Source organism: Pseudomonas sp. GW821-FHT02A11, assembly GCF_059421985.1.
Window position 1 is genome coordinate 79099 of record NZ_JBWKWB010000015.1, and the last position, 16635, is coordinate 95733.

A 16635-nucleotide genomic window follows, 5' to 3' on the forward strand; every position below is an offset into this window, starting at 1 on the left:
ACGTCATGCAAGCAAAAGTAGTGATTGTGGGTAGCCTCAACATGGACTTGGTGACCCGTGCGCCTCGGCTGCCACGTGCCGGGGAAACCCTGGCCGGGCAGTCGTTCGTTACGGTGCCGGGCGGCAAGGGTGCGAACCAGGCGGTGGCCGCCGCGCGTCTGGGCGCCAGCGTGGCGATGATCGGCTGCGTCGGCGGCGATGCCTACGGCGAACAGCTGCGCTCGGCGTTGCTGGCCGAGGGCATCGACTGTCAGGCCGTAACGTCAATTGAAGGCGAATCCACCGGGGTGGCGTTGATCGTGGTCGACGACAACAGCCAAAACGCTATCGTGATCGTGGCCGGCGGCAATGGTCACGTGACGTCTGAGGTCGTTGATCGTTTTGATGTGTTGCTGAGCCAGGCCGAAGTCATCATTTGTCAGCTGGAAGTGCCGACAACCACGGTAGGGCATGTACTCAAGCGCGGGCGGGAACTGGGCAAGACAGTCATCCTCAATCCGGCGCCTGCCAGCGGCCCGCTGCCGGCAGAGTGGTATGCCTGGATCGACTACCTCATCCCCAACGAAAGCGAGGCCACTGCATTGACCGGGTTGCCGGTCGACAGCGTCGCCACTGCCGATGCGGCGGCAACGGCGTTGATGACGTCGGGCGTTGGCAAAGTGATCGTCACCCTGGGTGAGCAGGGCGCCTTGTTTGCTACTCGGACGCACTCGGCGCATTTCCCGGCGCCCAAGGTCAAGCCGGTTGACACCACCGCTGCAGGCGACACCTTTGTCGGAGGCTTCGCGGCGGCACTGGCTGAAGGCAAATCCGAGTCCGATGCGATCCGTTTCGGACAGATCGCAGCGGCACTGTCTGTCACCCGTTCCGGCGCGCAGCCTTCCATTCCGACCTTCAACGAAGTCCAGAGCTATCAGCCATGAAAAAAACACCGCTGCTCAATATCGCCTTGTCCCGCGTGGTTGCGTCCCTGGGACATGGCGACGTGCTGATGATCGTCGACGCGGGTATGCCGGTGCCGCCAGGGGTTGAGTTGATCGATCTGGCGGTTACCCACGGGGTTCCTGATTTTGTCACCGTCCTCAACACGGTATTGGCTGAGATGCAGGTCGAAAGCCATATGCTGGCGGATGAGATATATGAAAAGCAGCCACCGGCGTTGGCAGTGATCAAAACGCTCCACGCCGATGGGCAATTGGGCGCGCAGCGCTCGGTCAGCCATGAAGCGCTGAAACAGCTGAGTCGCAATGCCCGCGCCATCGTGCGCACCGGCGAATGCCAGCCGTACACCAACATTGCGCTGGTGGCGGGCGTGGTCTTCTGATCGCCATTTGATGTTCGAATGTTTCTAACAGGGAGTTACCTATGCAAAGCCGTCGTCGTTTCGTCGTTCAACTGATCAGGAGCGTTGCTCTCGTGGCTTTTTTCTCCAGCACAACAGCCCACGCGGCCGAAAAGCGTGACCTGATCATCGATACTGACCCGGGGGCGGACGATGTAGTCGCGCTGTTGCTGGCGCTGGCCTCTCCTCAGGAGTTGAACGTCATGGCCATTACCACCGTGGCCGGCAACGTGCGGATCGACAAGACGTCGCGCAATGCACGCCTGGCGCGTGAATGGGCGGGTCGCGAAGAGGTCCCGGTGTACGCCGGTGCGGGCAAGCCGCTGGTGCGTACGCCCATCTACGCGGAGAACATCCACGGCAAGGAAGGTCTGCCGGGTGTCGAGGTGCATGAGCCAAAGGAAGGGCTCGCGCAGGGGAGTGCCGTGCAGTATCTGGTCGACACCTTGAGCAAGGCCAAACCCCACAGCATCACCATCGCCATGCTTGGCCCGCAAACCAATCTGGCGTTGGCGTTGATCCAGGCGCCTGAGATTACCCAAGGCATCAAGGAAGTCGTGGTGATGGGCGGGGCGCACTTCAACGGCGGGAATATCACGCCTGTGGCCGAGTTCAACCTCTATGCCGACCCGGACGCCGCCAAGGTGGTCCTCGCCAGTGGCGTCAAGCTGACCTACGTGCCCCTGGATGTCACCCACAAGATCCTCACCAGCGATCAGCGCATCAGCAAGATCGAAGGTCTGAACAACCGGGCGGGCAAGCTGGTGGGCGATATCCTCAACGAGTACGTCAAGGCTGACATGGTGCATTACGGGCTGCCAGGCGGCCCGGTCCATGACGCCAGCGTGATCGCCTGGCTGCTAAAGCCGGAGTTGTTCAGCGGCAAGCTGATCAACGTAGTGGTCGACAACCGGGAGGGGGCGACCTTCGGCCAGACGGTTGCCGACTGGTATGACACCCTCGGTCAGCCCAAGAACGTGTTCTGGGTCGAGAACGGCGATGCTCAAGGCTTCTTCGATTTACTGACCCAGCGTCTTGGTCAATTGAAGTAACGGTGTCTCAGGCGCTGCTAGGCGCCTCGGTCGAATAGCGCAGAATCGCCTGACTCATCAAGTTCTGCGCGCTTTCGATGCCCACCTCCTTGACCAGCAAATCGATCGCGATGATCGCCAGCTCCTCAGCGCTTGCCGGGCTGGGCGAATCGTCCCTGCGGCTATCGGGCCTTGATGGCTGCATCGATGGATACGATTGCCATGGTCGCTCTCATGTTTTGTGACGATTTGTTTGCCATCGCGACCGCGGGCTCGGGCAGACTTCGAGCCTGTTTGAGCATCGCTTGCCCTTGTTCCGGCGCTCTGCGCGAAACCAAGCGGGCCATGCGCTGTCGCAGAGGTGCTGGTTCACGTTACTCACAAGGAGGCTGTATGCCCTGGAAATACGCATCATCGGGTCTGGTTCTGGTCGCAGCAATGCTGGCGGGGTGCAGCAGCACGTCCGAAACTGAGCCATCCTCTCAAGGCGCTGCGCCGGCAGGTACAGGCTATTCCCGTTGTGATGCTGCCGCTGCACAGTTCGTTGTCGGCAAACCAGCTTCCGCTGCCTTGCTGGAGCAGGCGCGGGTGAAGGCGGGGGCGCAAACAGCGCGGATCCTGGGACCCAACGACATGGTGACGCTGGAGTACCGCTCCGATCGGCTGAACCTCAATACCGATCAGGCCGCGACGATCAACCGCGTGAATTGCGGCTGAGGCGTTTCTCGCAGGCATAAAAAAAGCCCCGTCAGTAACGGGGCTTTTTCAGCGCGCCTGGATTACTCCGGACGAACCTGAGCAGCTTGCATGCCCTTCTGGCCTTTCTCAGCGACGAAGGAAACGGTCTGGCCTTCTTTCAGGCTTTTGAAACCGTCGCTTTCGATAGCTTTGAAGTGTACGAACAGGTCGTCACCGCCACCCTGTGGAGTGATAAAGCCGAAGCCTTTTTCATCGTTGAACCATTTTACGGTGCCGGTTTGGCGATTAGACATGGTGTATCTCCAAAAACATAATATTCAGTACTGTGCTGCTCAGGCCAACTGGGCACACGCGGGCTATCATAGTCGAATTGTGTGAATGCAGGACTTTTTCGGTAAGAACTTTGCGCCAGTGCCGCAAATAGATACGGAATATTAATGCCATATCGTGTCCGGTACGCTGCTCCAATTCGCCTTTGCGTGTCACGCTGGAGTGGCTGAGGCCCGCCAAATACGCGGGCTTCAGCCGAGCTCATGGTTTGCTCGCCATCGCGCGCGAGGGTGCTGACGGTTCGCAATGTAAATTTTTTATTTTTTGCCTTTCAGGCAGTTTTCACCCACGGCTTTTTGCAGGCGAGAGGTCATTTCGGTACTCGGTGGCGTCGTTTTGTCATTCAGCGACGCGATTTCGCTGTCCGAAAAATTCTTGTTGATCTGCTGAGCGCCGCATTCGCAATGCGCTTTGACGGCGCTGGCATCCATGCCGGGATTGTTCTGAGTCGCCGCAGCGGTGCACTCATTCATGTAAGTGGTCTTGGTTTTCGCATCCATCGCGGCATGAGCGCTGATCGGCAGAGCCAACGCCATCGGTGCGAGGAGGGCGGCAACACGTAGAAGCTTCATGGTGGTTTTCCTTCTTGTCGATTGGCCCCATAAACGAGGGCCTTTAACGGATGTCTCGGATTATCTGACGGCAGGGATGGTTGCCAGTTCAGTATCGGGAACATTCCCACAGGATTTGTTGGACGCTTCATGCGCAATCGCTTGCGTACGGCCTGACGCAGAGCTGCGCGGCTGTGCTAGGATGCCCGTCCTGCAGATTCGCTCGCGTCTCGCGGGTCAGGCTCCGCTGCATTCAAGCCTGTCGATTTCGTACATTCCAGTCACTCTGGTTCGGTCATTGGTTGGCCTTGGGGCTCCTGCCACTGTGAGGCAGGTATACCGCCGAATCGCGTACTGGCTCTATCCCAACCCACGTGACCTTTGGTAGGGGTCACCACTAGGAGAGGAGGCGCCATGCCAACTATTACTCTTCCCGACGGCAGTCAACGTTCTTTCGATCACCCGGTTTCTGTAGCTGAGGTCGCCGCGTCCATTGGCGCAGGTCTGGCCAAGGCCACAGTGGCTGGCAAGGTCAACGGTCAACTGGTCGATGCCAGTGACCTCATTGATGCCGACGCGAGCCTGCAAATCATTACCCCGAAAGATCAGGAAGGCCTGGAGATCATCCGCCACTCCTGCGCGCACCTGGTTGGCCATGCGGTCAAGCAGTTGTACCCGTCGGCGAAGATGGTCATCGGTCCGGTCATCGAGGACGGCTTTTATTACGACATCGCCTACGAGCGTCCTTTCACCCCGGACGACATGGCGGCAATCGAACAGCGCATGCAGCAGTTGATCGAAAAAGATTACGACGTCATCAAGAAGGTCACCCCGCGGGCCGAGGTGATCGCGGTGTTCGCGGCCCGTGGCGAAGACTACAAGCTGCGCCTGGTCGAGGACATGCCGAACGAAAAGGCCATGGGCCTTTACTATCACGAAGAATATGTCGACATGTGCCGCGGTCCGCACGTACCGAACACGCGCTTCCTCAAGTCGTTCAAGCTGACCAAGCTTTCCGGTGCCTACTGGCGCGGTGATGCCAAGAACGAGCAGCTGCAACGGGTATACGGCACGGCCTGGGCTGACAAGAAGCAGCTGGCCGCCTATATCCAGCGCATCGAAGAAGCCGAAAAGCGCGATCATCGCAAGATCGGCAAACAGCTCGACCTGTTCCACCTGCAGGAAGAAGCACCGGGGATGGTCTTCTGGCATGCCAATGGCTGGACGGTTTATCAGGTGCTTGAGCAGTACATGCGCAAGGTGCAGCGCGAGAACGGCTATCAGGAAATCAAGACCCCGCAAGTGGTCGACCGGATTCTCTGGGAGCGTTCCGGTCACTGGACCAACTATGCCGAGAACATGTTTACCACTTCTTCGGAGAGTCGCGATTACGCGGTGAAACCGATGAACTGCCCATGTCACGTGCAGGTGTTCAACCAAGGGTTGAAGTCCTACCGTGACCTGCCGCTGCGTTTGGCCGAGTTCGGCGCCTGCCACCGCAACGAGCCCTCCGGCGCTTTGCACGGCATCATGCGCGTGCGTGGTTTCGTGCAGGATGACGCGCATATCTTCTGCACCGAGGATCAGGTGAAGAAGGAAGCGGCTGACTTCATCAAGCTCACCCTGGATGTTTACAAGGACTTCGGTTTCAGCGATATCGCCATGAAACTGTCGACTCGTCCGGCCAAGCGAGTTGGCTCCGAGGAATTGTGGGACCGCGCTGAGAATGCGCTGGCTGATGCGCTGAACGAGTCGGGCCTGGAATGGGAATATCAGCCAGGTGAGGGCGCCTTCTACGGGCCGAAGATTGAGTTTACCCTGCGTGACTGCCTCGGCCGTAGCTGGCAGTGTGGTACTTTGCAGTACGATCCGAACTTGCCGGAGCGTCTGGACGCCAGCTATGTCGCTGAAGACAATAACCGCAAGCGTCCGGTCATGTTGCACCGTGCCATCCTCGGTTCCTTCGAGCGTTTCATCGGCATGCTGATCGAGCATTACGCTGGCGTGTTCCCTGCTTGGCTGGCGCCGACTCAGGCAGTGGTGATGAATATCACCGACAAACAAGCCGATTTTGCCCTTGAGGTCGAAAAAAATCTGACCGAAAGCGGATTTCGTGCCAAGTCCGACTTGAGAAATGAAAAGATCGGCTTTAAAATCCGCGAGCATACTTTGCTCAAGGCTCCCTATCTCCTCGTCATCGGAGATCGGGAGGTTGAAACGCAAACTGTCGCTGTGCGTACTCGTGAAGGCGCAGACCTCGGCTCGATGCCGGTCGCCCAATTCACCGAGCTTCTCGCGCAAGCGGTTTCCCGGCGTGGTCGCCAAGATTCGGAGTAATTATTATTAAGCGTGAAATGAGACAAGATAAACGAGCTGCACCGAAAGCCCCGATCAACGAGAATATCTCGGCACGCGAGGTTCGGTTAATTGGCGCTGACGGCGAGCAGATTGGCATCGTCTCGATTGATGAAGCGCTTCGAATTGCTGAAGAAGCGAAGTTGGATCTGGTGGAAATCTCCGCTGACGCCGTCCCGCCCGTTTGTAAGGTGATGGACTACGGCAAGCACCTCTTCGAGAAGAAGAAGCAGGCCAACGAAGCGAAGAAGAACCAGAAGCAGATTCAGATTAAAGAAATTAAGTTTCGTCCAGGGACGGAGGAAGGGGATTACCAGGTAAAACTACGCAACCTGGTACGTTTCCTGAGTGACGGGGACAGGGCCAAGATTTCCTTGAGATTTCGCGGTCGTGAGATGGCCCACCAGGAGCTGGGTATGGAGCTGTTGAAGCGGGTTGAAGGTGACTTGCTCGAATACGGTTCCGTCGAACAGCATCCTAAGATGGAAGGACGCCAGCTGATCATGGTCATCGCCCCGAAAAAGAAGAAATAACCACCAGGGCACGGCAGGCCTTGCGGTTATGTTTATCAACTGAATGCGGAGTATCCGAACATGCCAAAGATGAAGACTAAAAGTGGTGCAGCTAAGCGGTTTCTGAAAACCGCGAATGGCATCAAGCACAAGCACGCTTTCAAGAGCCACATCCTGACCAAAATGTCGACCAAGCGTAAGCGTCAACTGCGCGGAAGCAGCCTGCTGCATCCGTCCGACGTGGCAAAAGTCGAGCGCATGCTGCGCCTTCGTTAATTTTGATCAAAGATAGAGGAAGTAACTCATGGCTCGTGTAAAGCGTGGCGTCATTGCCCGTAAGCGTCACAAAAAAATTCTGAAACTTGCTAAAGGCTACTACGGTGCGCGTTCACGCGTATTCCGTGTTGCCAAGCAAGCGGTAATCAAGGCAGGCCAGTATGCCTACCGTGACCGTCGTCAGAAAAAACGTCAGTTCCGCGCTCTGTGGATCGCTCGTATCAACGCTGGTGCGCGTATCAACGGTCTGTCCTACAGCCGTTTCATCGCTGGCCTGAAAAAAGCGTCGATCGAAATCGACCGTAAGGTTCTGGCTGATCTGGCAGTGAACGAAAAAGCGGCGTTTGCTGCGATTGTCGAGAAAGCTAAAGCCACTCTGGCCTAAGTCCCCGGCAATCACCGGACCCCACGGGGTCTGGTGTTAAACGTCATGAATAGGGGAAGAGCCTTGTAAGCTCTTCCCCTATTTCGTATCTGGAGTCTGTACATGGAAAACCTGGACGCGCTGGTCTCTCAAGCACTTGAGGCTGTGCAAAGCGCCGAAGATATCAACGCCCTGGAGCAAATCCGGGTTCACTACCTCGGCAAGAAGGGTGAATTGACTCAGGTGATGAAGACCCTGGGGAATTTGCCGGCCGAAGAGCGTCCGCAAGTCGGTGCGCTGATCAACGTTGCCAAGGAGCGTGTCACAGAGGTTCTCAATGCGCGCAAGGCGTCGTTCGAGGAGGCGGAGCTTGCCGCCAAGCTGGCCGCCGAGTCGATTGACGTAACCCTGCCTGGCCGCGGTCAGACCACTGGCGGTCTGCACCCCGTGACCCGGATTCTGGAACGTATCGAACAGTTCTTCACCCACATCGGCTACGGCATCGCCGAAGGCCCTGAGGTCGAAGATGATTATCACAACTTCGAGGCACTCAACATCCCAGGCCATCACCCGGCCCGGTCGATGCACGACACTTTCTATTTCAACGCCAACATGTTGCTGCGCACCCATACCTCGCCGGTACAGGTCCGCACCATGGAAGCGAACAAGCCGCCGATCCGCATTGTCTGTCCAGGCCGTGTCTACCGTAGCGACTCCGATATCACTCACTCCCCGATGTTCCATCAGGTCGAAGGCCTGCTGATCGACCGCGATATCAACTTCGCCGATCTGAAAGGGACCATCGAGGAGTTCCTGCGCGTGTTCTTTGAAAAAGAGCTGGCAGTGCGTTTCCGTCCTTCCTATTTCCCGTTCACCGAGCCGTCCGCTGAAGTCGACATGGAATGTGTGATGTGCAGCGGCAAAGGCTGCCGTGTCTGCAAGCAGACCGGCTGGCTGGAAGTCATGGGTTGCGGCATGGTGCACCCGAACGTGCTGCGCATGTCCGGCATTGATCCTGAGGAGTTCCAGGGCTTTGCATTCGGCATGGGCGCGGAGCGTCTGGCCATGCTGCGTTACGGCGTCAATGACTTGCGCCTGTTCTTCGACAACGACTTGCGGTTCCTCGCGCAATTTCGCTAGGTCGCCCGTCAAGAACTTATTAGGAGAGCAGGATGAAATTCAGTGAACAATGGCTGCGTGGCTGGGTAAGCCCGCAAGTTTCCCGCGATGAGCTGGTGGCTCGTTTGTCGATGGCCGGCCTTGAGGTCGACAGTGTGACCCCGGCTGCCGGTGTTTTCAGTGGCGTCGTCGTTGGCGAGGTGCTGAGCACCGAGCAGCACCCGGACGCTGACAAGCTGCGTGTGTGCCAGGTCAGCAATGGTTCGGAAACCTTTCAAGTGGTCTGTGGTGCGCCGAACGTGCGTCCCGGCCTGAAAATTCCGTTCGCCATGATCGGTGCCGAACTGCCAGGCGACTTCAAGATCAAGAAGGCCAAGCTACGCGGCGTCGAGTCCAACGGCATGCTGTGCTCGCAAGCCGAGCTGCAAGTGGGCGAGGGCAACGACGGTTTGATGGAATTGCCGGCCGACGCGCCTGTGGGAGAGGATTTCCGTGCCTGGTTGGGGCTGGACGACGCGAGCATCGAAGTCGACCTGACGCCAAACCGTGGTGACTGCCTGTCGGTCGCAGGTCTGGCCCGCGAAGTGGGCGCGCTGTACGACACCAAGGTTACCCGCCCGGCGGTGGCTGAAATTCCAGCCGTGCACGACGAAGTGCGTCCGGTTGAGGTGCTGGCTCCAGCAGCCTGCCCACGCTACTTGGGGCGTGTGATCCGTAACGTCGACCTGTCGCGTCCGACCCCGCTGTGGATGGTTGAGCGTCTGCGCCGTTCCGAAGTACGCAGCATCGATGCCGCAGTCGACATCACCAACTACGTCATGCTGGAGCTGGGTCAGCCGCTTCACGCGTTCGACTTGGCCGAAATCAACGGCGGCATTCGTGTGCGCATGGCCGAAGAAGGCGAGAAGCTGGTGCTGCTCGATGGTCAGGAAGTCAGCCTGCGCGCGGACACCCTGGTCATCGCAGACCATCAGCGCGCTCTGGCTATCGCTGGCGTGATGGGCGGCGAGCACAGTGGTGTGAATACCGCGACCACTCGCGACATTTTCCTGGAAAGCGCGTTCTTCGATCAGATTGCTGTCGCTGGCAAAGCCCGTTCCTATGGCTTGCACACCGACGCGTCGCATCGCTACGAGCGGGGCGTCGACTGGCAACTGGCCCGCGAGGCCATGGAGCGCGCCACCGGTCTGCTGCTGGAAATCACCGGTGGCGAAGCGGGTCCGATCATCGAAACCGTCAGCGAACAGCACCTGCCGTCTATCGCCCCGGTCGTTCTGCGAGCCGATCGCATCGAGCAGATGCTCGGCATGACCATGGGAGCAGCTGAGATCGAGCGTCTGTTGACCGCATTGGGTCTGAAGGTGTCGTCCGAAGTGGCCGGTCAATGGCGCGTGGAAGTGTCGAGCCATCGCTTCGATATCAGTCTGGAAGTGGATCTGATCGAAGAACTCGCGCGCCTGTATGGCTATAACCGCCTGCCGGTTCGTTACCCGCAAGCCCGTCTGGCCCCTCAGGCACGTCCTGAAGCGCGCGGCGATCTGCCCGCGTTGCGTCGCCTGCTGGTTGCGCGCGGCTATCAGGAAGCGATCACCTACAGTTTCATCGATCAGAAGTGGTTCGAGCTGTTCAATCCAGGCGTCGAGCCGCTGTTGCTGGCCAACCCGATTTCGGCCGACATGGCTGCCATGCGTTCGTCGCTGTGGCCGGGCCTGGTCAAGGCGTTGCAGCACAACCTCAATCGCCAGCAGGATCGTGTACGCCTGTTCGAAAGCGGCCTGCGTTTCGTCGGCCAACTGGACGGTTTGAAACAAGAGCCTATGCTGGCAGGTGTGATCTGCGGTACTCGCTTGCCGGAAGGCTGGGCGCAGGGCCGTGACAGCGTGGATTTCTTCGACTTGAAGGCTGATGTGGAAGCGGTGCTGGGCTTCACGGGTGCACTGGATGATTTCCGTTTCGTACCGGGCAAACATCCAGCATTGCACCCAGGCCAGACTGCGCGCATTGAGCGCGATGGCCGCGAAGTCGGTTACATCGGCGCGCTGCACCCAGAGTTGGTCAAGACCCTGGGCCTGGACCGCGCAGTCTTCGTTTTCGAGCTGGTGCTGGCTGAAGTGGTTGAAGGGCGGCTGCCGAAATTCCACGAATTGTCGCGCTTCCCGGAAGTGCGCCGTGACCTGGCATTGCTGGCTGATCGCGAGGTTGCCGCCACTGCCGTACTGGACGTAATTCGTGAAAATGCAGGGCAATGGCTGACAGACCTCAGGCTATTTGATGTTTATCAGGGTAAAGGCATTGATCCGCATAGAAAAAGCCTTGCAGTTGGCTTGACCTGGCAACATCCATCGCGCACTCTTACTGACGATGAGGTAAACGCTTCGACGCAGCAAATTCTCACCTCGCTTGAGGAAAGGTTAAACGCCACGTTAAGGAAGTAGCGTATGGGGGCTCTGACGAAAGCTGAGATGGCCGAACGTCTGTACGAAGAGCTAGGCCTGAATAAACGAGAAGCCAAGGAACTGGTTGAGCTGTTCTTTGAGGAAATCAGGCACGCTCTGGAGGATAACGAGCAGGTCAAATTGTCCGGATTCGGCAATTTCGATCTGCGAGATAAACGCCAGCGACCGGGTCGAAATCCCAAGACAGGGGAAGAAATTCCGATTACGGCTCGCCGTGTGGTCACCTTTCGCCCAGGGCAGAAACTGAAGGCCCGAGTTGAGGCTTATGCTGGAACCAAGTCATAACGACGAGCTACCGCCCATTCCAGGCAAACGCTACTTCACCATCGGTGAAGTCAGCGAGCTCTGCGCGGTCAAACCGCACGTTCTGCGTTATTGGGAGCAGGAATTTCCTCAACTCAACCCGGTCAAGCGTCGCGGAAACCGTCGGTATTATCAGCGACAGGATGTGCTGATGATCCGGCAAATTCGCGCGCTGCTGTACGATCAGGGTTTCACCATTGGCGGCGCGCGGTTACGCATGTCCAGTGATGAGGTCAAGGACGATTCCCTGCAGTACAAACAGCTGATCAAGCAGATGATTACCGAGCTGGAAGACGTTTTGGTTGTATTGCGTAATTGATACATGCGATCAAAATACTTCCATCTTTCAGATGCTTAGGGTATATTCCTCGACGCTTTCGCAAGAAGCCCAAACAGATTCACGCCTAGTCGGGGCGTAGCGCAGTCCGGTAGCGCACTAGCATGGGGTGCTAGGGGTCGAGTGTTCGAATCACTCCGTCCCGACCATATTTTTCAATGACTTAGCCCAATCTTTTCAGGTTGGGCTTTTTCATGCATAGGGACTTTTGCGGGGAATCATCCCGTTTTCCTTTTCAAGATCGTCAGCGCCGGTCCTCGCGAATCGGTTGCCGATACTTTGTTTACCTCCTCGATCAACTGCCCAAGCTCTGCGATAGAATAGTGGCTCGTGATGCTGCCATTCCTGTGTCCAAGCAATGCCTTTCGATCCTCTTCGGTCACGCCCGCTGCACGCAACCTTCTGCCAAAGGTGTGCTTGAGGTCGTTAACCCTGATCGATCTGAACCCAGGGTGCGCCGGTGACTTGTGCTCCTTTTCCCACTTCGCCGCCGCCCGTACCCTGGCTTTCTTCCAGGCTGTGTCGTTCATACGATGCATCGCGGTGGGCCCGTGCTCATCTGGCTGGCCGTACGGGAAGACGTACTGCGTATGAAGCCCGCGCTGCCCATCGATGATCCGCATTGCGACCTTGTTCAGCACAACCAGCCGTTCGTCCCGATTTTTAACTCCAGACCGCTCGTTTCGCCCGCCAAAGTCATCCGGAATCAGGAACACGCTCGTTCCCAGTTCCGGCACCCGAATTTCCCATTCCCACTTGAGCTTGCAGACCTCCTGCTCTCGGCATCCGGTGTTCACCTTGTATAGAGGTATAGAGCCATCCTCAACAGGTGGTCCGGGATTTCTGCGAACAGAATCGACTGCTCCTCCCATGACAAGGGGTAGGGCTTACGGCTCGACCTTTTCTCCTCCAGCATCGAGATCATCGGCACGCTATCCAGCCATGGCCGCTTCTCTGCGTCTCGCCACTTCCTGTGGCACAGGTTCAATATCCGGACGACACGCTGCAACGCGATGTTGACCGTCCGGTTAGATACGCCTGGCTTTACTTTCCCTTTTGCAGTTTTCGTGGGTTTTTGCCGTTCGCGCTTAAATGCGGACAGCGTCCCGTCATCTATATGAGTGATCGGAAGGTCACCGATGTACGGGTCCAGTTGCTCAATGTGCGATGCGGACAGCGCGATCGATGCCTGATCTTTGAATTCCACCAGGAACCGAGTCGCCGCCTCGCGCCAAGTTCGCACCTGACGCACACCGTAGACCTTCTCCTGCCTGAGCTTTTCCAGGCGGTGGATCAGGTATTGCTCCGCTTCCTGCCTTTCGCTTGCTCCAGTGCTTTCTTGAAGTCGCTGACCTCTGACGACCTTGTCGATGTGCCAGATTCCGTTTCTCTCGTAGAGACCGGAGATCGTTTTTCGCGCCATTTATTGACTCCTTGGCGCCCACTGCGGGGCTGATTGTTGTCCTGAACAGCGGCTTTTTCAATTGCCCGCGCGTTAATGTAGGCATCCGCCCACTCGTCCAGCTCATGCCGATCGAATGCAACGCCCTGTTTGCCGATCGGAAATTCTCGGACGTGAGGTCTGACGGTCTTGTCGAATTCAGCCCGACACATGCCGAGGTAGCCGTACACGTCCCGCGCCCGGATAAAGCGCGGCGCAATGCCAGAAGGCTGCGCCGCAGTTGCATTTGCCATGTTGGCTACCTCCGTCCGGGGTCTATGCGGGGTTGAGTGGTGGAAACCATTCGGTCTCGTATTCGAAATGCGTGACGCGTTCGATCTCGATGCTGGGCAGCCTGCGTCTGAAAGTTTCCGTGCCATAGGGCTCCTTCAAGTAGTCAGAGGCCTCTTCCATGAACGATTCCCTGTAGGCGCGCTGGAAGTGATCGGCCGCCGCCTCGTAGCGGTCTTCCTGGTAATTTGCCAGGCATACCCCGCCGCAACAGACTCGCCAGATAATGCGCTTGGGCTGCGCCTCGGCGGCCGTTATCTTTTCGCCCATCAGCTCGACCGCGCGGCGCATCTGATCGAGCGTCAATAGGTCGATCCACTGCGGCGTGCTGACATGAGTCGCATGGCCGTAGTCGCATTTTATTTCAGGCATGAGGGTCTCCCGCCCGCCGTACACCGGCAGGCATGTGGATGATGGGGAAGGGGTTAGGTCAGTCGATCTGGTAGTAGACGTAGCAGTCCACGCCCTGATCCTTGAGAGACTTGTACATCGCCTGTACGCCTGCACTGTGTTGATTGCCGATGCCCGGCCATGGCGTATCGAGGTGGATGCCTTGCTGGTGCCAGCCGCTCCGCTTTTGGACGTAGCCAGGGATGCCGGTTACCGCCGAGGCGCGGATGCCAGGGATCGGGATCACGACCCGGTCACAGTTGGCGCTGCCTCCGTCGTCCAGGCAGGCCTCAGCGGCAGCCTTGCCAGCGGCGATCGCAACAGCGACCTTCGGCGCGAATCCTGCGATATCTTCTTTGGTCATGCCGCCTCCCGAGCTAACAGTTCCTGCACAACCTCACCGGTGTCATGGAAGTACCAGTCGCTGTCGGTGAGGTTGTTGATCATGAAAGCCGCGAACACCTCCTGCTTCATACGCTTGCGGAATCTTTCGAACTTGGGCGGAGGTCCTTGCCAGCGAGGTTCCACACCTGCCAGCCGTGCCGCCGCAAGGTTGTGATGTCCGTCCAGGAGAACGCGGTACAGCTTGCCCCGTAGTTCGATGTCCAGCGTTTTTACGACGAACACCCTGAAGGTAAGAGCTTTGCTGATGACGGTTTCGCGGTTCAGGTAGCGCTGAGAACTGATAAGCGGTGGTGTGCTCATGCCGCCTCCTTGCCGCGCTGCCACCAGTGCCAGGCGCGGGCCATGAAACGATCCAGATAGCTGCCATTGCTCAGACGTTGGTTCTGGCACCACTCCAGCGTGCAGTTGTGATCCTCGGCGTAGGCCTGTTCGAATAGGTCGCGGCTGGTCATGGCGTCACCCGCTTGAACTCGACGACCCAGACCCAAGGGTTAGCTGCCCATGCGCCGTCGCCGTTGATGTGATCCCAGAGGATTTCGTAGAGCTGCTTCGCTGTCAGCGTTTCATCGAAGTCAGGCGCCGCACGGAGGAAATAAACTCCCTCTGCTTCGGATTGCTCTTCGCTAATGTCCTGCAGCCGCTCTACACGCACGTCGGTGATATCCAGCAGGATGCGGCTGGCGATGCGGGGCATATGGATGCTCGGCTTCCAAGCGGAGCGATCATCACCGCCGCCGTCATCATCACCAGCCCATACAGCCTCGCCGTCGGCGCGGTAGATGACGTGCCCGGAGTAATAGCCGCGTCCGAAAGGCATTTCCCGGACCGGCGTAGCGGCCCGGTCTGGCACCCAGCCAATCATGTTGCCGTGCTCGTCGAAGTCGTGGCTGATCACGCCCCAAGTCTCGCGCACCCACAGCCGGTCGCCGGGCTGACCATAGGGACAAAGGTCAGAATTGCCAGGCAGCGCCAGAAAGGCGGGTTCGAAACCAGCAGCTAAGCAATCGAGTGCTGCCTCTTTCTTCACCTCGCGGCGCGTGACAGTCTTCCTGCCTTCCAGGATGGCGCGCACCATCGGTGCCGAGAATAGGATCGGGCGTTCTTTTATTGCGGACACATGATCTCCTCGCCGCATACGCAGCAGGCAATAGGGATAGGGTGGGGCCGAACGGGCGGCGGGGGTTAGCCGGGAATGCCTTGGTTCGGGGGAAGGCTGTCGGGTTTCACGCGAGGTGCTGAGCAGCTCACTTCAAGCCAACCGCCACAGCGGCACTGGTACTGCTCACCGCGCACGTCCTCGAACTCCTGGCCCTCGATCCCAATGATGTTTTGGCAGTGCGGGCAGCGGCAAATTATGCTCATGTCGTCATCGCGCGCGATGTGATGGACGTAATAGATGTAGTCGTCAGCCATCACTCACCATCCTTCGCGGCTGGGGCAATAAACTTGAACTCGCCAACAAGCACGGATATTTCATCGCCGTCATCATCTAGAACGCAAAAGCTTTCATGTTCGTCAGGAGCTTCGTGAACGATATAGTCGCTGGCAACCGTCATTCGAGCATGGACAAAGCCCCCTGCTGAAACGTACCTGACTGTGTCGCCAACCTCCCAATCCGACCACTCCTTCGCCGCTGGCGCGGATTGGTGGGCGAGAACAAATGCCTTGATGTTCTCTTGACCGTAGAGATTGCCGCCGTCCGGCCAATTGGCAATTGCTGTCAACGCCTCCTGCGCCTTGGTCTTTTCGGATTGCAGTTCGTCGTTGCGCTGGTCCGCGACGTTCAAGCGCTGCTGGAGTTCTTCGTTCAAATAACGAAGCGACTTTATGGTCTCGAATTGTGCACCCTGGGCAGTTTCAAACCTGTTTGCCAGCTTGTGAGCCAAGTCATGACAGTGGAGATTCGATCTCTGGAGTTTCTGCTGGAGTGCGGCGTTCTCGGCCTGCAGGCGGGTGACGTGGGCGTCGAAGTCTTCGAGTCGGACATAATTCGCACCGCCGACGCGCGAGCGCTGGGCCATCTCGCCAAGCGATTTGAATTTCAGAACTTGCACCTCCGCGGTAGCGGGCGATACAGGGGCGGACAATCGCTCGGCAATGATCCGGTCTCGGAACGTCTCAAGCTGCTTATTTGCGGCACGAAGGATAGATAGCTCTGACAGCGGGCATTCGTCCTGTTCGCACCCGCACCGTGCCGGATGCGCCTGTGGTTGTTGGCATTCCTGACTCATAACCCCTCCTGCGGATACGTGCCCACTTCGCCCTGGTCGGCGGCGTTGGCGGCTTGGATGATTTGGCGACCGATGATTCGAGCCTGCTGTGGCGTGACCGGCTCGAAAGGCAGCTGGCGAAAGCTGATCACCGTGCTGCCTTCCGAGGGGCTGATGATGGTTGCTCGCACCTGGTGCTGAGCGCTTGGCGATTCAGGCATGG

General features: G+C 58.1%; 23 protein-coding genes, 1 tRNA gene and 1 pseudogene. 13 read left to right on the forward strand and 12 right to left on the reverse strand.

The window, feature by feature from the left end; genetic code table 11:
- The first annotated feature begins 5 nt into the window (after positions 1 to 5).
- From rbsK to AC07V9_RS19995, 3 genes are read left to right on the forward strand one after another with little or no spacing between them, the layout of a single operon-like run.
- The gene (gene rbsK / locus AC07V9_RS19985) at positions 6 to 923 is read left to right on the forward strand and encodes a ribokinase (RefSeq protein WP_495017380.1); all 918 of its coding nucleotides are present in this window, start codon (positions 6 to 8) and stop codon (positions 921 to 923) included.
- Positions 920 to 1324 (forward strand): D-ribose pyranase, encoded by a 405-nt coding sequence (gene rbsD, locus AC07V9_RS19990; RefSeq protein ID WP_495017381.1) that lies wholly within the window; start codon positions 920 to 922, stop codon positions 1322 to 1324. The genes rbsK and rbsD overlap by 4 nt, the downstream gene beginning before the upstream one ends.
- Positions 1325 to 1365: 41 nt before the next feature.
- The gene (locus AC07V9_RS19995; protein ID WP_495017382.1) at positions 1366 to 2394 is read left to right on the forward strand and encodes a nucleoside hydrolase; all 1029 of its coding nucleotides are present in this window, start codon (positions 1366 to 1368) and stop codon (positions 2392 to 2394) included.
- Between the two features lie 7 nt (positions 2395 to 2401).
- Here AC07V9_RS19995 and AC07V9_RS20000 read toward each other — a convergent pair whose 3' ends face one another.
- Positions 2402 to 2578, reverse strand: a complete 177-nt coding sequence (locus AC07V9_RS20000) for a hypothetical protein (protein WP_495017383.1) — start codon at positions 2576 to 2578, stop codon at positions 2402 to 2404.
- A gap of 188 nt (positions 2579 to 2766) precedes the next feature.
- Between AC07V9_RS20000 and AC07V9_RS20005 the strand changes: the two genes are divergently transcribed.
- Positions 2767 to 3090, forward strand: coding sequence for an I78 family peptidase inhibitor (locus AC07V9_RS20005; protein ID WP_495017384.1), 324 nt, complete (start codon positions 2767 to 2769; stop codon positions 3088 to 3090).
- A 62-nt stretch (positions 3091 to 3152) separates the two neighbouring features.
- On the opposite strand, the gene AC07V9_RS20010 is transcribed toward AC07V9_RS20005, so the two are convergent.
- Both AC07V9_RS20010 and AC07V9_RS20015 read right to left on the reverse strand, forming a co-directional pair.
- The gene (locus tag AC07V9_RS20010) at positions 3153 to 3365 is read right to left on the reverse strand and encodes a cold-shock protein (RefSeq protein WP_003179963.1); all 213 of its coding nucleotides are present in this window, start codon (positions 3363 to 3365) and stop codon (positions 3153 to 3155) included.
- A gap of 294 nt (positions 3366 to 3659) precedes the next feature.
- Positions 3660 to 3974 carry a hypothetical protein gene (locus AC07V9_RS20015; protein WP_495017385.1) on the reverse strand — a complete coding sequence of 105 codons (315 nt, stop codon included), beginning with the start codon at positions 3972 to 3974 and terminating at the stop codon, positions 3660 to 3662.
- 393 nt (positions 3975 to 4367) lie between these two features.
- Here AC07V9_RS20015 and thrS point away from each other — a divergent pair, with 393 nt between their 5' ends.
- The 9 genes from thrS to AC07V9_RS20060 all read left to right on the forward strand — a co-directional run bounded on the left by thrS (position 4368) and on the right by AC07V9_RS20060 (position 11824).
- A complete protein-coding gene (gene thrS, locus AC07V9_RS20020; protein ID WP_495017386.1) occupies positions 4368 to 6290 on the forward strand; it encodes a threonine--tRNA ligase in 1923 nt (640 codons plus the stop codon).
- Positions 6290 to 6841, forward strand: a complete 552-nt coding sequence (gene infC / locus AC07V9_RS20025; protein WP_495017460.1) for a translation initiation factor IF-3 — start codon at positions 6290 to 6292, stop codon at positions 6839 to 6841. The genes thrS and infC overlap by 1 nt, the downstream gene beginning before the upstream one ends.
- Before the next feature lie 60 nt (positions 6842 to 6901).
- Positions 6902 to 7096: a 50S ribosomal protein L35 gene (gene rpmI / locus AC07V9_RS20030; protein WP_002553160.1), complete on the forward strand. Its 195-nt coding sequence runs from the start codon at positions 6902 to 6904 to the stop codon at positions 7094 to 7096.
- 28 nt (positions 7097 to 7124) lie between these two features.
- Entirely contained in the window at positions 7125 to 7481 is a 357-nt protein-coding gene (rplT, locus tag AC07V9_RS20035) for a 50S ribosomal protein L20 (RefSeq protein WP_007905879.1), read from the forward strand.
- 102 nt (positions 7482 to 7583) lie between these two features.
- Positions 7584 to 8600: a phenylalanine--tRNA ligase subunit alpha gene (gene pheS / locus AC07V9_RS20040; RefSeq protein ID WP_495017387.1), complete on the forward strand. Its 1017-nt coding sequence runs from the start codon at positions 7584 to 7586 to the stop codon at positions 8598 to 8600.
- 32 nt (positions 8601 to 8632) lie between these two features.
- A complete protein-coding gene (gene pheT, locus AC07V9_RS20045; RefSeq protein ID WP_495017388.1) occupies positions 8633 to 11014 on the forward strand; it encodes a phenylalanine--tRNA ligase subunit beta in 2382 nt (793 codons plus the stop codon).
- Positions 11015 to 11017: 3 nt separating this feature from the next.
- Positions 11018 to 11320, forward strand: a complete 303-nt coding sequence (gene ihfA / locus AC07V9_RS20050) for an integration host factor subunit alpha (RefSeq protein ID WP_002553164.1) — start codon at positions 11018 to 11020, stop codon at positions 11318 to 11320.
- Complete coding sequence (locus AC07V9_RS20055; RefSeq protein WP_495017389.1) at positions 11301 to 11657, forward strand: MerR family transcriptional regulator; 357 nt, start codon at positions 11301 to 11303, stop codon at positions 11655 to 11657. The genes ihfA and AC07V9_RS20055 overlap by 20 nt, the downstream gene beginning before the upstream one ends.
- A gap of 90 nt (positions 11658 to 11747) precedes the next feature.
- Positions 11748 to 11824, forward strand: a tRNA-Pro gene (locus AC07V9_RS20060).
- A 69-nt stretch (positions 11825 to 11893) separates the two neighbouring features.
- Here the strand turns inward: AC07V9_RS20060 and AC07V9_RS20065 are convergent.
- The 9 genes and pseudogenes from AC07V9_RS20065 to AC07V9_RS20105 all read right to left on the reverse strand — a co-directional run bounded on the left by AC07V9_RS20065 (position 11894) and on the right by AC07V9_RS20105 (position 16633).
- Positions 11894 to 13098, reverse strand: a pseudogene (locus AC07V9_RS20065) (tyrosine-type recombinase/integrase).
- A 294-nt stretch (positions 13099 to 13392) separates the two neighbouring features.
- Positions 13393 to 13779 carry a hypothetical protein gene (locus AC07V9_RS20070; protein ID WP_495017390.1) on the reverse strand — a complete coding sequence of 129 codons (387 nt, stop codon included), beginning with the start codon at positions 13777 to 13779 and terminating at the stop codon, positions 13393 to 13395.
- A gap of 58 nt (positions 13780 to 13837) precedes the next feature.
- Entirely contained in the window at positions 13838 to 14161 is a 324-nt protein-coding gene (locus AC07V9_RS20075) for a hypothetical protein (protein WP_495017391.1), read from the reverse strand.
- Positions 14158 to 14502: a hypothetical protein gene (locus AC07V9_RS20080; protein ID WP_495017392.1), complete on the reverse strand. Its 345-nt coding sequence runs from the start codon at positions 14500 to 14502 to the stop codon at positions 14158 to 14160. The genes AC07V9_RS20075 and AC07V9_RS20080 overlap by 4 nt, the downstream gene beginning before the upstream one ends.
- A complete protein-coding gene (locus AC07V9_RS20085) occupies positions 14499 to 14654 on the reverse strand; it encodes a hypothetical protein (protein ID WP_495017393.1) in 156 nt (51 codons plus the stop codon). The genes AC07V9_RS20080 and AC07V9_RS20085 overlap by 4 nt, the downstream gene beginning before the upstream one ends.
- On the reverse strand, positions 14651 to 15319 hold the full coding sequence (locus AC07V9_RS20090; protein ID WP_495017394.1) for a hypothetical protein: 669 nt from the start codon (positions 15317 to 15319) through the stop codon (positions 14651 to 14653). The genes AC07V9_RS20085 and AC07V9_RS20090 overlap by 4 nt, the downstream gene beginning before the upstream one ends.
- A 65-nt stretch (positions 15320 to 15384) precedes the next feature.
- Entirely contained in the window at positions 15385 to 15615 is a 231-nt protein-coding gene (locus tag AC07V9_RS20095; RefSeq protein ID WP_495017395.1) for a hypothetical protein, read from the reverse strand.
- On the reverse strand, positions 15615 to 16433 hold the full coding sequence (locus AC07V9_RS20100) for a hypothetical protein (protein WP_495017396.1): 819 nt from the start codon (positions 16431 to 16433) through the stop codon (positions 15615 to 15617). Before AC07V9_RS20100 ends, AC07V9_RS20095 begins: the two co-directional genes overlap by 1 nt.
- Positions 16430 to 16633, reverse strand: coding sequence for a hypothetical protein (locus AC07V9_RS20105; protein WP_495017397.1), 204 nt, complete (start codon positions 16631 to 16633; stop codon positions 16430 to 16432). The genes AC07V9_RS20100 and AC07V9_RS20105 overlap by 4 nt, the downstream gene beginning before the upstream one ends.
- Between the last annotated feature and the right edge of the window lie 2 nt (positions 16634 to 16635).

What these genes read in the sequence shown, in the direction of transcription:
- rbsK (WP_495017380.1), top strand. Translation starts at nt 6, where the DNA reads ATGCAAGCAAAAGTAGTGATTGTGGGTAGCCTCAACATGGACTTGGTG.
- rbsD (WP_495017381.1), top strand. Translation starts at nt 920, where the DNA reads ATGAAAAAAACACCGCTGCTCAATATCGCCTTGTCCCGCGTGGTTGCG.
- AC07V9_RS19995 (WP_495017382.1), top strand. Translation starts at nt 1,366, where the DNA reads ATGCAAAGCCGTCGTCGTTTCGTCGTTCAACTGATCAGGAGCGTTGCT.
- AC07V9_RS20000 (WP_495017383.1), bottom strand. Translation starts at nt 2,578, where the DNA reads ATGCAGCCATCAAGGCCCGATAGCCGCAGGGACGATTCGCCCAGCCCG.
- AC07V9_RS20005 (WP_495017384.1), top strand. Translation starts at nt 2,767, where the DNA reads ATGCCCTGGAAATACGCATCATCGGGTCTGGTTCTGGTCGCAGCAATG.
- AC07V9_RS20010 (WP_003179963.1), bottom strand. Translation starts at nt 3,365, where the DNA reads ATGTCTAATCGCCAAACCGGCACCGTAAAATGGTTCAACGATGAAAAA.
- AC07V9_RS20015 (WP_495017385.1), bottom strand. Translation starts at nt 3,974, where the DNA reads ATGAAGCTTCTACGTGTTGCCGCCCTCCTCGCACCGATGGCGTTGGCT.
- thrS (WP_495017386.1), top strand. Translation starts at nt 4,368, where the DNA reads ATGCCAACTATTACTCTTCCCGACGGCAGTCAACGTTCTTTCGATCAC.
- rpmI (WP_002553160.1), top strand. Translation starts at nt 6,902, where the DNA reads ATGCCAAAGATGAAGACTAAAAGTGGTGCAGCTAAGCGGTTTCTGAAA.
- rplT (WP_007905879.1), top strand. Translation starts at nt 7,125, where the DNA reads ATGGCTCGTGTAAAGCGTGGCGTCATTGCCCGTAAGCGTCACAAAAAA.
- pheS (WP_495017387.1), top strand. Translation starts at nt 7,584, where the DNA reads ATGGAAAACCTGGACGCGCTGGTCTCTCAAGCACTTGAGGCTGTGCAA.
- pheT (WP_495017388.1), top strand. Translation starts at nt 8,633, where the DNA reads ATGAAATTCAGTGAACAATGGCTGCGTGGCTGGGTAAGCCCGCAAGTT.
- ihfA (WP_002553164.1), top strand. Translation starts at nt 11,018, where the DNA reads ATGGGGGCTCTGACGAAAGCTGAGATGGCCGAACGTCTGTACGAAGAG.
- AC07V9_RS20055 (WP_495017389.1), top strand. Translation starts at nt 11,301, where the DNA reads ATGCTGGAACCAAGTCATAACGACGAGCTACCGCCCATTCCAGGCAAA.
- AC07V9_RS20070 (WP_495017390.1), bottom strand. Translation starts at nt 13,779, where the DNA reads ATGCCTGAAATAAAATGCGACTACGGCCATGCGACTCATGTCAGCACG.
- AC07V9_RS20075 (WP_495017391.1), bottom strand. Translation starts at nt 14,161, where the DNA reads ATGACCAAAGAAGATATCGCAGGATTCGCGCCGAAGGTCGCTGTTGCG.
- AC07V9_RS20080 (WP_495017392.1), bottom strand. Translation starts at nt 14,502, where the DNA reads ATGAGCACACCACCGCTTATCAGTTCTCAGCGCTACCTGAACCGCGAA.
- AC07V9_RS20085 (WP_495017393.1), bottom strand. Translation starts at nt 14,654, where the DNA reads ATGACCAGCCGCGACCTATTCGAACAGGCCTACGCCGAGGATCACAAC.
- AC07V9_RS20095 (WP_495017395.1), bottom strand. Translation starts at nt 15,615, where the DNA reads ATGGCTGACGACTACATCTATTACGTCCATCACATCGCGCGCGATGAC.
- AC07V9_RS20100 (WP_495017396.1), bottom strand. Translation starts at nt 16,433, where the DNA reads ATGAGTCAGGAATGCCAACAACCACAGGCGCATCCGGCACGGTGCGGG.
- AC07V9_RS20105 (WP_495017397.1), bottom strand. Translation starts at nt 16,633, where the DNA reads ATGCCTGAATCGCCAAGCGCTCAGCACCAGGTGCGAGCAACCATCATC.